This is a genomic window from Cohnella cellulosilytica (assembly GCF_042431195.1).
GTDB classification, from domain to species: domain Bacteria; phylum Bacillota; class Bacilli; order Paenibacillales; family Paenibacillaceae; genus Cohnella; species Cohnella cellulosilytica.
Window position 1 is genome coordinate 1 of record NZ_JBHMDN010000006.1, and the last position, 14,262, is coordinate 14,262.

The 14,262-nt window shown below is 55.3% G+C and carries 14 protein-coding genes and 1 rRNA gene; 14 read left to right on the forward strand and 1 reads right to left on the reverse strand.

Features of this window, described 5'->3' with window-relative positions:
• Positions 1-100 (forward strand): 5S ribosomal RNA (gene rrf / locus ACFFT4_RS02330); the annotation flags it as partial.
• A gap of 353 nt (positions 101-453) precedes the next feature.
• Here rrf and ACFFT4_RS02335 read toward each other — a convergent pair.
• Positions 454-981, reverse strand: coding sequence for a transposase (locus ACFFT4_RS02335; RefSeq protein WP_378044751.1), 528 nt, complete (start codon positions 979-981; stop codon positions 454-456).
• Positions 982-1,139: 158 nt separating this feature from the next.
• Between ACFFT4_RS02335 and ACFFT4_RS02340 the strand changes: the two genes are divergently transcribed.
• The 13 genes from ACFFT4_RS02340 to ACFFT4_RS02400 all read left to right on the forward strand — a co-directional run bounded on the left by ACFFT4_RS02340 (position 1,140) and on the right by ACFFT4_RS02400 (position 14,251).
• A complete protein-coding gene (locus tag ACFFT4_RS02340; protein WP_378044752.1) occupies positions 1,140-1,325 on the forward strand; it encodes a sigma factor G inhibitor Gin in 186 nt (61 codons plus the stop codon).
• A gap of 127 nt (positions 1,326-1,452) precedes the next feature.
• Positions 1,453-2,937 (forward strand): aminotransferase class I/II-fold pyridoxal phosphate-dependent enzyme, encoded by a 1,485-nt coding sequence (locus ACFFT4_RS02345; RefSeq protein WP_378044754.1) that lies wholly within the window; start codon positions 1,453-1,455, stop codon positions 2,935-2,937.
• 46 nt (positions 2,938-2,983) lie between these two features.
• Positions 2,984-4,411 carry a glycan biosynthesis hexose transferase WsfD gene (gene wsfD / locus ACFFT4_RS02350; RefSeq protein WP_378044756.1) on the forward strand — a complete coding sequence of 476 codons (1,428 nt, stop codon included), beginning with the start codon at positions 2,984-2,986 and terminating at the stop codon, positions 4,409-4,411.
• A 27-nt stretch (positions 4,412-4,438) separates the two neighbouring features.
• Positions 4,439-5,071 (forward strand): dTMP kinase, encoded by a 633-nt coding sequence (gene tmk, locus ACFFT4_RS02355; protein WP_378044757.1) that lies wholly within the window; start codon positions 4,439-4,441, stop codon positions 5,069-5,071.
• Positions 5,072-5,184: 113 nt separating this feature from the next.
• Positions 5,185-5,514 carry a cyclic di-AMP receptor DarA gene (darA, locus tag ACFFT4_RS02360; protein ID WP_094048682.1) on the forward strand — a complete coding sequence of 110 codons (330 nt, stop codon included), beginning with the start codon at positions 5,185-5,187 and terminating at the stop codon, positions 5,512-5,514.
• A gap of 23 nt (positions 5,515-5,537) precedes the next feature.
• Positions 5,538-5,981, forward strand: coding sequence for a YaaR family protein (locus tag ACFFT4_RS02365; RefSeq protein ID WP_378044758.1), 444 nt, complete (start codon positions 5,538-5,540; stop codon positions 5,979-5,981).
• Positions 5,982-6,005: 24 nt separating this feature from the next.
• Entirely contained in the window at positions 6,006-6,983 is a 978-nt protein-coding gene (gene holB, locus ACFFT4_RS02370; RefSeq protein WP_378044759.1) for a DNA polymerase III subunit delta', read from the forward strand.
• 2 nt (positions 6,984-6,985) lie between these two features.
• A complete protein-coding gene (locus ACFFT4_RS02375; RefSeq protein WP_378044760.1) occupies positions 6,986-7,786 on the forward strand; it encodes a PSP1 domain-containing protein in 801 nt (266 codons plus the stop codon).
• A 74-nt stretch (positions 7,787-7,860) separates the two neighbouring features.
• On the forward strand, positions 7,861-8,214 hold the full coding sequence (locus tag ACFFT4_RS02380) for an initiation-control protein YabA (protein WP_378044999.1): 354 nt from the start codon (positions 7,861-7,863) through the stop codon (positions 8,212-8,214).
• A gap of 85 nt (positions 8,215-8,299) precedes the next feature.
• Entirely contained in the window at positions 8,300-10,621 is a 2,322-nt protein-coding gene (locus ACFFT4_RS02385) for a helix-turn-helix domain-containing protein (RefSeq protein WP_378044762.1), read from the forward strand.
• 149 nt (positions 10,622-10,770) lie between these two features.
• Entirely contained in the window at positions 10,771-12,363 is a 1,593-nt protein-coding gene (locus ACFFT4_RS02390; protein WP_378044764.1) for an extracellular solute-binding protein, read from the forward strand.
• Between the two features lie 76 nt (positions 12,364-12,439).
• Complete coding sequence (locus tag ACFFT4_RS02395) at positions 12,440-13,375, forward strand: ABC transporter permease (RefSeq protein ID WP_378044766.1); 936 nt, start codon at positions 12,440-12,442, stop codon at positions 13,373-13,375.
• Positions 13,376-13,387: 12 nt separating this feature from the next.
• Positions 13,388-14,251, forward strand: coding sequence for a carbohydrate ABC transporter permease (locus ACFFT4_RS02400; RefSeq protein ID WP_378044767.1), 864 nt, complete (start codon positions 13,388-13,390; stop codon positions 14,249-14,251).
• Positions 14,252-14,262 lie beyond the last annotated feature (11 nt).

The following is a 14,262-nucleotide window of genomic DNA, read 5'->3' on the forward strand; positions in this document are numbered from 1 at the left end:
AGGGGTTCCACGCGTACCCATCCCGAACACGACCGTTAAGCCCTCCAGCGCCGATGGTACTTGGACCGCAGGGTCCTGGGAGAGTAGGACGTTGCCAGGCTGGACTGAAAGACACCCTCGAAAAGGTGTCTTTTTTGGTATTCGCCCTTTTGTCTATGTGCATTGGTGGGCCGATAGTCGATTCTTTAGAACATAGGCGGCCATTTGGGTGATTTTTGAGTGGAGATACTCGATTCTTTAGAACATTACCGATCGTTTGAGCGGTTTTGGGAGGGCGTTACTCGATTTCTTAGAACATAAGCGGCCATTTGAGCGGAAATGTGGCGACGATACTCGATTTCGTAGAACATTGTTTCTTAGAACATTGCCGACCGTTCGGGCAGAATTGGAGGGGCGTGACTCGATTTCACAATTTTTCGAAGTACGCTATAGCTTGTCTCGATTTTTAAGGGATTACTGATGGTAGAAGAGCACTTCTTTGGACTCGAGTCGGACGACTCCGTCTCTGCGCTCGCGGCGCAGGGTGACGAGCAGTCGGATTCGCGGGGTCAGAAGCCAGATGTGCCAGTAGACCAACGAGATGACGAGCGACGAAGGGGCCCAGGGATAGAACAGGCCGGCGACGCAGCAACCGACGAGAAACAAATGAAAGTGAAGGCGGCGAAACAGGGCAAGCTGCGTATCCATAATCGGAAGAGGGCCGATCCACGGCCAATCCCGCCGGAAGGTCCACCTTTTCTCCGACTGCTTGTCCACCCGTCTTAACGTGACTCTGAGCACAAGAGCATGCACAAGCAGCATGAGGGCAACGCCAAGCACGGAATAAATCAAACCGCGCCACCCATCGATAAGATACAAAACGACGACGAGAAGCAGAGCGGTCGACATATAGCTGAGCTTGCTCTCCGGCCGCAGAGGAATTTTACGAACGAGGGTATAGTTATAGAAGGTTGCTTCTCTCTTTGTCTGCGGTTCGATCATTCCCGATATTCCTCCCGGAGCAAAACGTTTTCTGTCCAATACTATCGGAAAAATTCGGGCTTATTGTTATGTTTGACGCGATTTCCGACTATGAATTCGTATATTTTCATAGAATTCGGGCATACTAGAGGCAACAATAGGGAAAGGCGGGGATATCGATGGAGCAGACCGAGCGGAAAACCTGCATTGTGTGTGGGGAGCCTAAGGATGAGGGAATTACGATTGTAACGGAATTTATTTGTACGTCATGCGAATCCGAGATGGTACGCACAAGCGCGCAGGATGAGAAATATCCCTTCTTCGTCAGGCAATTGAGGCAGTTATGGGTTCGATTCCACGTTTGATTCTTAAGAGATCGGGCAGAGGTTTGCTCGGTCTTTTTTTCTTGCAATCGGACAGAGCAAGAAAGAGCGGCGGCCGATTCTGATATAATAGGAACCATTCAAGAGGAATCGGAAGGGGAGCAGGCAAGTGGCATTAGACCAACGGAAAGCGCCTCTGTTCGAGGCTTTGGCCGCTCACGACCGGCTGCGGGCGGCCGCCTTCCATGTACCGGGGCATAAGGGCCGGGCATGCTGGGGCGAGGAGCGGGCGGCCGCCTACTATGCCTCGCTGCTGGCGTTGGACGTCACGGAGCTGTCGGACACGGACGACCTGCACCACCCGGAAGGGCCGCTGCTGGAAGCGCAGGCGCTCGCGGCGGAATGCTTTGGAGCGGAGGAAACGCGGTTTTTGGTGGGCGGCAGCACAGCGGGCAATCTGGCGATGATCGTCGGTCTGTGCAGGCCGGGCGAGCTGGTCGTCGTCCAGCGCAACGTACATAAATCCATCGTTCACGGCCTGATGCTGGCAGGCGTCCGAGCGGTGCTGCTGCCGCCTCAGATCGACCTCGCGTCGGGCCTTGCGACCGTTCCCGGGGAACGGCTTGTGGAGAAGGCGCTGGAGCGCTATCCGGAGACCAAGGGAATTATCTTGTCCTCTCCGAATTATTACGGAATGAGCGCCGATCTGTCATCGCTTGTCGCCGCCGCGCACAGGAGGAACGTGCCGGTGCTGATCGATGAAGCGCATGGGGCGCATTTTGGTTTTCATCCGCAATTTCCCGATTCGGCGCTGAAGGCGGGAGCGGATCTGGTCGTGCAGTCCACGCATAAAATGTTAGGCGCGATGACGATGGGAGCTATGCTGCATATGCAAGGCAAGCTGGTGCCCAGAGCCTCGATCAGACAGGCGTTAACGATGGTGCAGAGCTCCAGCCCGTCCTTTCCGATTATGGCGTCGTTGGATCTGGCTCGGCAGCAGCTTCATAACAGCAAAGAACATACGTTCTCTGCAGCGATAGATGTCGCTTCGCAAGTCGCCGAGGCGTTGAAACAAACTCCCTTCCGTGCGTTGGGGCATGGAAATTATGCGAGCAAGGGACTCTCCTACGATCCGCTTAAGCTGGTGTTGTTTGACGAATCGGACCGTCTGACCGGTTTTGCGCTGAGAGACGAGCTGGAGAAGCGGCTTTGCATAGCGGAAATGGCCGATGAGAGGTATGCGGTGCTGGCGCTCGGTCCGGGAACAACAGAGGAAGACGGGAAGAGGCTGAAGGCGGCGCTGGCGGACATTGCAGAAGGCGTGCGAGGCAAGCCGCCTGCGCCTAAAACGGGTCCGGCGAAAGCAGCGTTGTATGAAGAAGACGATCGGGCGGCTATCGTACCGGAACCGGTCCTGTTCGATCGGGAAGAGGGGAAGACCGTCTCGATCCCTTTGGAGAGAAGCATAGGCTGCAAGGCGGCGGAATGGGTTATTCCTTATCCTCCGGGTATACCGGTACTCTTTCCGGGCGAAACCATAACAGAGAGCATTATCGGCCGATTGCGGCGTTGGCGGCACGAAGGCGCGAGGATCCAGGGCGCACGCGACCCGCAGCTTCGCGAGATTCAAGTTCGGCAAGGCAGCGGCCGCTAGAGGTGAGGGCATGGTCAGGGACAGCGCCGATCGAGATAGTCGTATCTTGATCGCATGGCTGGCGGGAATCGCGGCGGGAGCGCTGCTGATCGGATTAATTATGACGCCCCCCGTAATCGGCTTGGCCGACAGCGGGGATTTCGGGCGCGTGCTGGGCGTATCGGGACTTCGTGTGCTTCATCCCGAGCAATCCTACGAGGAGCTTTATTTTAATTATGCGCATCAGCATTTCGGATACGGAGGCTACGCGCCGGGCGGCTACGTGTCGACACATGTTCTATTTGTTGCGGCGGCGGGATGGATCGGCAGGCTTGCGGACGGAGAGGTATTCGATATTCGCGTGCTTGGCGCTTGTTATGCGGCGTTCTACGTCTGGGCAATTGCCTTGTTCGTCCGTCACGCGCCGCGAATGAAGAGTCGGGCAGCGACAATAGCTGGCGCCTTGTTATTGGCTGCCGCGCTGCTGTTCGTGTTCGGGGATATCGGCTATGCGGCTTATTTCCAATCTTTCTTCGGCGAGCCTTATGCGATGATCGCCATGCTGCTGACGGTGGCTTCGGCGTTCGCGCTGGCTTCCTCGAACGAGCCGTCCGGCCGGATGCTCGCTTTATTCGTGGCGGCTGCGTTGGCGGTGGCGACATCGAAAATCCAGAACGCTCCTCTGGGGCTCGCTTTTGCGCTGCTGGCCTGGAGAATGTCCGGCTTGCGGGGCGACGACGGATGGAGACGCCAAGTGCGAACGGGAGCGGCCATCCTGCTGGTCGGATCGATCCTGATGATTGCGGCGGCGCCGGATCGACTAAAACACGTCAATCTCTATCAATCGATTTTCTACGGCGTGCTGAAGGACACTCCGCATCTGGAACGCGACATGGAGGAGTTGGGGATTTCCTCGAAGTATGGGGCGCTGGCGGGAACGAACTATTTTCAGAAGGATACGGCCATTCCGCAGAACGATCCCGTGCTGCATCGCGAGGTGCTGCAGAAGCTCAGCCACAAAGATGTTGCGCTGTACTATTTGAAGCATCCTTCCCGCTTTATGCAGAAGCTGGACAGGGCGGCGGAGAACGCGATGTACATCCGGCCTTATTACCTGGGCAATTATGATCTCTCGGCAGGCCAGCCTCCCAAGGCGATCTCGCATTCGTTCGACGGCTGGAGCGAATTTAAGGTGGCTTATATGCCACGCGGCGCTGCATGGTACTTGCTTATTTTTCTCGCGTATGGCTTTGCTTTATTCGCGGTTTGGCGGAAAAATCGTTCGGGTAAATGGAGGATACCCGTGGAGACGATGGCTGTCGTCGTCTTGGCCGCGGCTTTCTCCTGCGTCGTTCCGCTTATCGGGGACGGAGAAGCCGATCTGGGGAAGCATTTGTTTATGTTTAACGTCTGCTTTGATATGATGGTAATAAGCGTGATAGCCGGAGCGCTCTACGGAGGGATCAAGCTGGCGGAGAGGCAAGCCCGGAACTGATCGTAAGGGTTGAAAGGGGAAAGCTGGGTGCGGGGCGGATTGTTCATCACGATAGAAGGCGGCGAAGGAGCGGGCAAGACGACGCTGATCGCTCGATTGACGGAAAGAATCTATACCGAGACGAAGAGAAGAACGGTCAGAACCCGCGAGCCCGGAGGCAGTCCGATCGCGGAAGCGATCCGGGGCGTCATTCTGGATACGAAAAATACGAAGATGGACCCGCGGACCGAAGCGCTGCTCTATGCGGCCGCTCGCAGGCAGCATTTGGTCGAGATCGTGATGCCGGCTCTGCAGAGAGGCAATATCGTCATCTGCGACCGGTTTGTCGATAGCAGTCTGGTGTATCAAGGCTATGCCCGGGGACTCGGTGTGGACCAAGTATGGGACATTAACCGGTTCGCGACCGAAGATTGCATGCCAAGCCTCACTTTGTATCTCGACATCGAGCCCGAGGTCGGACTGGCGAGGATCGCGGACAACAAGCATCGTGAAGTGAACAGGCTCGACCTGGAGGGACTGGCGTTCCATCGGAAGGTCCGGGAGGGTTATCTGCAGATTGCCGCCAAGTTCCCGGAGCGCATTCGTACGCTGGATGCGAATCAAGAGCCAGCCCGTCTTGCCGATGAAGCCTGGCTGCTGGTGAAGAAATCGTTGGGGTAGCTCTTTAAAAAAAAGGATTTTAGCACGGAAGTGTCCAATTTAGTAGAATAGTAAGAAAAGAAAGCAAATCGATTTGTCGACAGACCCCTATTCATTTAAGAGGAGGCCTGACCATGAAATTACTGATTGCGGTTATTCAGGATAAGGACAGCAACCGGCTGTCCAATGCATTGATCAAGGAAGGGTTTCGGGCGACAAAGCTGGCGAGCACCGGCGGATTCCTTCGCGCGGGCAATACGACGTTCCTGATCGGGATCGAGGACGATCGGGTGCAAGGCGCTCTCGATGTCATCCGTTCCAGCTGTAAGGTGCGCGACCAATTGGTGACGCCCGTATCGCCGGTCAGCGGGGCGGCGGATTCCTACATTCCGTTTCCCGTCGAGGTGCAGGTGGGCGGGGCGGCCGTGTTCGTGCTGCCGGTCGAGCGTTTCGAACATTTCTGACGGTTGGGGCGGTGTGAACGGACATGAAGATCCAACCGGGATTGCATCCCGTAGGCAAAACGATTCAGCGGGGAGACATGCCAACCCGGCCGGCGCAGTCGCAGAACTTCGGCGATCTGATGCAGCAGCAGGACGAACAGCGGTCGCATGAGGAACTGCAGCGCAAGCTCGAGGATATCCGGATGCAGGGGGAGCGGCTGACCCGGTCGATGACGATTCGGGAGCTGGTGCTCTACCGGCAGATGGTCAAAGCGTTCCTGGAGGATACGGTGCGCCGCGGCATTGCCTTGAAGGAGACGAGAGGCTGGGACCGCAGAGGCCGCGGCAAAAGGTACAAACTGCTCGAAGAAGTCGATGCGATGCTCGTAGGCATGGGAGAAGAGCTGCTGCAGAGCGAGGAAGGGCGAATCGACCTGCTGCAGAAGGTCGGGGAGATTCGCGGTCTGCTGATCAATATTGCGTTTTGAGTGCTAACTAAGGAGCTTCGTAAGATGGGTTTTCAACAGATTGCGGGACAAGACAAAGCGAAATCGCTTCTGCGCAATGCGCTTGCGGCGAACCGGCTTGCGCACGCCTACCTGTTCGCGGGACCTCCCGGATCGGGACGGATGGAGATGGCGCAAGCGTTCGCGCAGGCGATTTTTTGCGAGAAGGGCGGCAGCGACGCCTGCGGAGAGTGTCTGGAATGCCGCAAGGTGATGCACGGCAACCATTCGGATCTTCACGTCATCCGGCCGGACGGCGCAACCGTCAAGATCGAGCAGATTCGTTCGCTGCAGCGCGAGCTTTCCTATCGCAGTTCCGGAGCGGGCTATAAAGTGTATGTGATCGAAGCGGCCGAGACGATGACGACCCAAGCGAGCAACAGCCTGCTTAAATTTCTGGAGGAGCCCCCTTCTCCCGTCGTCGCCATTCTGCTTGCGCCGAGCGCGCAAGCGGTGCTTCCGACCATTCTTTCGCGAACGCAGCTCGTTCCCTTCGTGCCCGGCGACCGCCAGGCGTTGGAGAGCATTCTCGTGCAGGAGGGCAAATCTCCGCTGCTGGCGCGGGCGGCCGTCCACCTGTCCCCGGGGCTCGGGGCCAGCCGGAAATTGGTAGACGAGAATTGGTTTGCAGATATCCGAAACGTAGTGATACAATTAGGCAAGGAGAGTCCGTCCCGGTTCGCCTCTAATCTGCTTCAAGCGCAGCAGCGGGTGTTTAAGACGGAGCTCGCCGAACATGTTGACATATTGCTGCAAATGTTTGCTTTGTGGTATAGAGATATGATTTACGCCATGACCGACCGTCAGAGCCATATGGTGTTCCCGGACCAGGCGGAATGGATTTCCAAGACGGCTTGGAGCCGATCGATCGGGTCCTGGGTAGGGATCATGGAATCTGCGCTGACGGCGGCAAGGAGGATTAAAGCTCACGTGGCGCCGCAATTAGCGCTGGAGCAATTTCTGGTGAACGTGCGGGAGGGGTAGATTTGTACGATGTGGTGGGAGTCCGCTTCAAGAAAGCGGGCAAAATCTATTATTTCGATCCCGCCGAGCATCCGGTGTCCAAAGATCAGCATGTCATCGTGGAGACGGCACGCGGCGTAGAATACGGCAAAGTCGTCGTCGGCCCGAAGACGGTAGGAGAAGAAGATGTCGTTCTTCCGCTCAAGAAGGTTATTCGCATCGCGGGGGATCCCGATGCGAAGGCCGTCGAGGAGAACCGCAGTGCAGCCAAGAACGCATTTACCGTCGGACTGCAGAAAATCAAGGATCACGCGCTCAAGATGAAGCTCGTGGACGTGGAATACACGTTTGACCGGAATAAAATCATTTTTTACTTTACGGCCGAAGGACGCGTCGACTTCCGGGAGCTTGTAAAGGATTTGGCTGGCGTATTCCGAACCCGCATCGAATTGCGGCAGATCGGGGTGCGCGACGAAGCCAAGATGCTTGGCGGAATAGGGCCGTGCGGACGAGTGCTCTGCTGTTCCTCGTGGTTGGGGGATTTCGAACCGGTATCCATCAAGATGGCGAAGGATCAGAATCTGTCGCTTAATCCGACGAAAATCTCCGGCTTGTGCGGTCGTTTAATGTGTTGTTTGAAGTACGAGCATGACAACTACGAGAGCGCCAAAGAAGAATTGCCGGCGGTAGGCAAGACGGTCGTGACGTCGTTGGGAGAAGGTAAAGTCGTTGGCATTAACCTCGGCTCCCGGAGCGTGCACGTACAGCTGTTCGAATTGGGCAAAGTGAAAGAGCTGCCCTTCGACGATGTCGTCTTGAAGTGATTGCCTGACCTTCCGAAATGACATGGCGGATGCCTTGAGGTGGATATCTGTTCATGAAAGACACTTTCCTTCATATGGATGAACTCGAATCGCATTTGGGCAAAGTATATGCCGAATTCGGAGATCTCAAGCTGAAGTTCAAAGAGCTGCTGGAGGAGAATCAGCGGCTGCGCATCGAGAATCAGCAGCTCAGAAAAGTATTGAAGCGGGAAACGGAACCCGTAGCGGTCACCCAGGAAGCGGCGGAAGAACCGGCTGCCGCCAAGGGGGACGCCGAACTGACGCCGGCGGCGAACGCGGGCGTCGGAGAGGGCTACGATAATCTTGCCCGGCTTTATCACGAAGGCTTCCATATTTGCAATGTGTATTACGGACATCTGCGAATGGAAGGCGATTGCTTGTTCTGCTTGTCTTTTTTGAGTAAATAATAGATGAAAAGCAACGGGCCGGATCGGCACGTTGCTTTTTTGCGGCATCGGAGATTCGCTGTACGTTTCGTCGGGAGGTTGGCCCATGCAGGAGCACAAGCTATTTTTCAAAATATGGTCTTATTTCATCTCGCTGTTGATTCCGATTCTGTTCATCGGTTATATCGTCTATGTGAACGTGGACAGGCTGATGAACAAGGACGTGTCGGACAGGCTCCAGGCCAATCTGACGGCATCGGTATCCAACATCGATGTGAATCTGGAGATGGTGCGAACGACGCATAACAACCTGATGATCAACGACATCGTCCAGCAGTATCTGAAACCGCATTCGCTTCAGACCGCGCAAGACAAGATCAACGTTCCCTCCATCATTCGGACGATCGCGGCCAATCGAAGCACGCTCAGCTCGTTCATCGATACGGTGTTCTTGTTCAGCGACGTGGAGAAAGTGTATACGGCCGATGGCGTAGTCGATTTCGAGACGTTCTTCAACAAGTTTTACGCATTCGATCAATTCCCGGAAGCTTATTGGAAGGATCGTCTGAGCCGGGACAGCATTTTCGAGATTCTTCCTCCGACCGAGGTGCGGTTTGAAGGCGGAGGACGGCGCACGGTCATTCCGGAAGTGACGACCCAATATGTTAACGGCCATCTCATTACGTCCGTCACGACGATTCCCGCCCGTTCGGTGCTGCGCGCGCTGACCGGCAATTCGATCTATGAGTCAACGGCTTACGTTGTGACCGATGCGGATCGCTCGATTATGATGCGTTCGGATCAGTGGACGGATGAGCAGTTGGAAGAGCTGAAGATCAAGCTTGAGCGCGAAGACGAGCCTGATCAATTGCAAACGACGATCGGCGGCGAGAAGATGCTCGTAACCCGGCTGATCTCTCCGTCGTTTGGATGGCATTATTTCTCGATCACTCCCGTAGATGCGTTTAATTACGAGTCATCCGGCATATTGACGATGATCGTCTGGATCTGCGTGGCGCTTATCGTGATCGGCATCGTATTTTCGCTCATTTTCAGCCTGAGATTGTATAACCCGATTCGGAACATTCGCAGCATTCTGCAAAACGAGCCTCATCCGGACGCCCGCCGCGACCATTCGACAGGGCGAGGAGAGTTCGGGGAGATCAGCCAGCGCATTTACGAGCTGATGGATGAGAAGCTGGATATTACCGAACGGCTTCAGCATATTTCCAATGACCGCGTGGAGCGATATTTTCTTGATCTGGTGAACGGAAGCCCATGGCAGGATGAGATCGGCGAGTCGCGGATTATGGCCGATATCGGGTTCGTCGAAGGCAAATATTTGTGCTGCTGCTTCATGTTCCAATTCCGCGACAGGTTCTATCACGAAATTGCCGAAGCGGATCGGGTCATGATTCTCGAAAAATTAAAAGTTGTGCTTTGGGGCATTATGAGGAGACATGTGAACTGCTATATGGTCGAATGCGAGCACAATCTCTACGTGTGCATGGTCAATCTTCGTACCGAGGGAGACCGGGCGGGATTGGACGAAGCGCTCAAGACGATCCGACTGACGTTCGAATATGATATGGTCTACTGCGATCTTCTTATCGGCATCGGCAACGTATACCCGGAGACGACTTCGCTGGCCTCGTCCTATTCGGAAGCGATCACGGCGCTCGACAAGATGCGCTCGCGTCCGGATTCCTCGGTCGTCGACGCGGCCGAGTTGAACATCGGTCAAGTTTATTATTATTCGTTCCTCGACGAGACGAAGATCGTGAACGCGCTTAAGATCGGGGAGCCCGATCTGCTGAGGAAAGAAATTGAGACGATCGTCGAGACGAATCGGAGCCGCGGTGTATCCTATTCTCATCTGGGCGCGCTTCTTGCCGCAGTCTATCAGACGGGCTATCGCTACTTGACGGAGAGGAAGCAGGACGTGTTCCGCTTCGCGACCGAGAAACAGCATCAGAAGCTGACACAGAAGATCGTACTGCCGACGGAATGGGAGGAGAGGACGGAGGAACTGTACGGCTTCTTCGATCGGATCATCGAGGCGACGGCCGTGAAGCCGGAGCGCCGATCAAGCAGTGTCGTGGCGCTCATCTCGGAATACATCGCGCTTCATTACGCGAAGGATCTTCATCTGGAGATGATTGCCGACGAGATAGGCCTGTCTCCGAAATACGTGTCCAAGCTGTTCAAGGAGACGACAGGAAGCAGCATTACCGATACGATCAGCCGGACGCGGATGGAGAAGGCGAAGCAGCTGCTGCTGGAGACCGATCTGAAAATCGGGGAAATCGCAGAGATGACCGGAATCGCCAGTCGAACGACGTTCCTGCGGGTGTTCAAGAAATTCGAGGGAATCTCCCCGATGGATTACCGGAACGCCCATGGCCGTAGGGCTGACGGGGAAAAGTGACTTTTTGGATCAAGGCGGATAATTGAATCATAGGGGCAAAGAGCGGAATAACGGCACACGTTATTCCGTTTTGTTTATTTTCGGCGACGGCGGGGTCGGCTTACGATGAGGGTGCACGACGATCCACATTTCACGGGAGGGTATACCGAATGAACAGAAACAAGAAACGTCGGATTTCCGGCAGCGCGGCGGCGTTATCGCTTTTCCTGATCGGAGGAACTCTGGCGGGCTGCGGCGATTCGAACAACTCGGGCAATTCGGGTTCGGAAGACGGAGCGCTGAGCTTGACCTGGATGAGGTACGAGCATCCGAGCCAGGCCATCGTAAGCGACTCCAAGGCGGTACGGGAGATCGAGAAAAGACAGAACGTCAAGCTGAATCTTCAGAGCGTTCCGCAGAGCAACTACGATGACAAGAAAAAGACGCTCATCGCGACGAACACGATCCCGGACGTCATTCTCGTCAAGCAGGACGATATTCAGAATTATTCGGATACGGGCGTGTTCCTGGATCTGACTTCGTATATCGATCAGATGCCGAACTTCAAGAAGGTGCTGGAGGAGCATCCGGAGGTCAAAAACAACTATATCGACGGCAAGCTGTTCGGGTTCCCGTTAGTCACCAAGTGGGACCTTCAGGCGGGTCAGATTCCGATGATCCGGATGGACCTGCTGAAAAAGAACAACCTGGCGGTTCCGACGACCTACGACGAGCTCTACGAGACGATGAAGAAGCTGAAGGAAGCGAATCCCGCCTCGTTCCCGTTCGCGTCCCGCGCCGCCAACGGCCTGACCGGCACGGAAAATCTGATCAACCCGATCGCGTTCGGCTTCGGCAGCGGCTATACGACGAGCAACGGCACGAAGGTGTATTACGATCCGGCGACGATGCGTTACGAGTTCGGACCGTACTCGGACGCGTTCAAGGACGCGATCTCCTGGCTGCATAAGCTGTACAGCGAGAAGCTGCTCGATCAGGATTACACGACGGCGACGTCCCAGACGTGGCAGGAGAAGCTGAATTCGGGCAAGTCGTTCTACTTCCAGGACAATAACGGCTTCGGCAATACATTCAACACGATCATGCAGCAGCAGGATCCGGAAGCGAAGTTCGATATGATTCCGGTATTGGAAGGACCGGGCGGCGTAAAGCGCAATCTCGTGTACAGCCTGGACCATCTGAGCGAATCGTACGTCATCAGCACCAAGGTGAAAAATCCGGACAAGGTCATCGCGTTCATCGATTGGATGTACGGAGAAGAAGGAACGAACATCACTTCCCTGGGCGTGGAAAACGAGGATTACGTCATCGAGAACGGGGAATTCAAGCTGACCGAGGAAGCGAAGAGCAAGTACATGGATAAGCCGGTTCCTTATTATGCGATGCAGTCGGATCTGGGCACGGGTTATCTGGGATTGGCCATGCATTACGACGACCGTCCGAACATTCCGTTCCAGGCGCCGGATTCGTTGGCCTGGAGCGATACGAATCTGAAGAACGTGGAAGCCGGCATCAACTTCCGCTTCACGAACGATCCTCCGTTCAACAAGGAGGAGCGGGAGCGTCTGAAGCAGCTTAGAACCGAGCTCGACTCGTTCATCACTTCGAACATGGACAAGTTCATCATCAAGGACGGGGCGTTGGAAAGCGAGTGGGCTTCCTTCATCGAGCAGTGCAAAGCCAAGGGCGCGGATGAACTTCTGAAGATCTATAACGACGCGTTGGCAAGAGTTCAGTCTTAAGGAGAGCATGCAGAGCCGTTGCCCCAGGTCCCTTCGCGGGGCGGCGGCTCTTGCCATGGGAAGGGAGAGAGAACCGATGGCCTTGTCAAGCAAATCCGCAGCATCCGGCTGGAGCGAAGCGCGCAGAAAAATAAAGAAGAGCAAGGCGCTGTACGCGATGTTTGCATTTCCGCTGATTTATTTTCTGATCTTTCATTATGCGCCGATGGTCGGCAATCTGATGGCTTTCCAGGATTATTCGATCGTGAAAGGCTTCTTCGGAAGCTCCTGGGCCGGAACGAAATATTTCGAGCAATTCCTGAACGACTCCTACTTCTGGCAAGTGGTCCGCAATACCGTTCTGCTGAATCTGTATTCGTTGATTTTCTTTTTTCCGGCGCCGATCGTCTTCGCGCTTCTCCTGAACGAGCTGCGCCTCCAACTGTTCAAGCGGTTCGTCCAGTCGATTACGTATATTCCGCATTTCCTGTCCACCGTGGTCGTGGCGGGCATGCTGGTCAACTTCCTGTCCTCGGACGGCTTGATCAATCAGTTCCGGGGCATGCTTGGAGGCGATCCGATCACCTTCCTGTCGATGTCGGAGTGGTTCCGGACGATCTTCATCGGCTCGGACATCTGGCAGGGGCTCGGTTGGGGTTCGATCATCTATTTGGCCGCGTTGACCGGCATCGACCCGACGCTCTATGAGGCGGCGACGATCGACGGCGCCAGCCGGTGGAAGAAAATGCGTCACATTACGATTCCCGGCATTATGACGGTCATCATGGTCATGCTGCTGCTGAATCTCGGTCATATGCTGTCCGTCGGCTTCGAAAAAATCCTGCTGCTGTACAGCGGACCGACTTATGAGACGGCGGATGTTATTCAAACCTATGTGTATCGCAGAGGGCTGATCGACAGCGACTTCAGCTTCGCGGCCGCGGTCGGCATTTTCCAATCGGTGCTGTCGTTCGTGCTCGTCATCTCCGCCAACCAGCTCTCGAAAAAATTCAACGGCGCCAGGCTGTTCTAAGGGGAGAGAGCGATGACAACCAAAAAAACATGGTTCGACGGGGTTAATCTCGTTCTGATGCTGCTGCTGATCGTAATTACGCTGTATCCGCTCTATTATATGGGCATCGTGTCGATCAGCTCGGGCGGAGCGGTCAGCCGCGGCGAGGTGCTGTGGCTTCCGAAAGGGATCAACCTGCAGGCTTACAAGTACGTGTTCGACGATCCCGCCGTGCTGCGGTCGTACGGCAATACGATTCTCTATACGGCGCTGGGAACGCTCATCAGTCTGGTGCTGACAACGCTGTGCGCGTATCCGCTGTCCCGCAACCATTTCTACGGACGGGCGGTCTTCTCGCTGTTTGTTATTTTCACGATGTTTTTCGACGGGGGGTTGATTCCTCGTTTCATGGTCGTGCACGGGCTTGGCATGGTCGACACAATCTGGGCGCTTGTCATTCCTACGGCGATCAGCGTGTTCAATATGATTCTCATGCGAACGTTCTTCGAACAAATTCCCGAAGCGCTTCACGAATCCGCGACCGTCGACGGAGCGGGGGAGTACCGGACGCTGCTGCAGATCGTGCTGCCGCTGTCGATGCCGGTCATGGCCACGATGTTCCTGTTCTATGCGGTCGGACAGTGGAACAGCTTCTTCCCCGCGCTGATCTATCTGAACGAGAAGGAGCTGTACCCGCTGCAGATTATCCTGCGCAACATCGTCATTCAAGGCGATATGGCTTCGCAGACAACGCAGATGGGCGCCGATATGGCGACGATGTCGGCTACGATCAAGTACGCGGTCGTCTACGTGGCGATTCTTCCCGTGCTGTGCATTTATCCGTTCGTGCAGAAATATTTCGTTCAAGGCGCAATGCTCGGTTCGGTAAAAGGGTGAGCGGAAAGGAG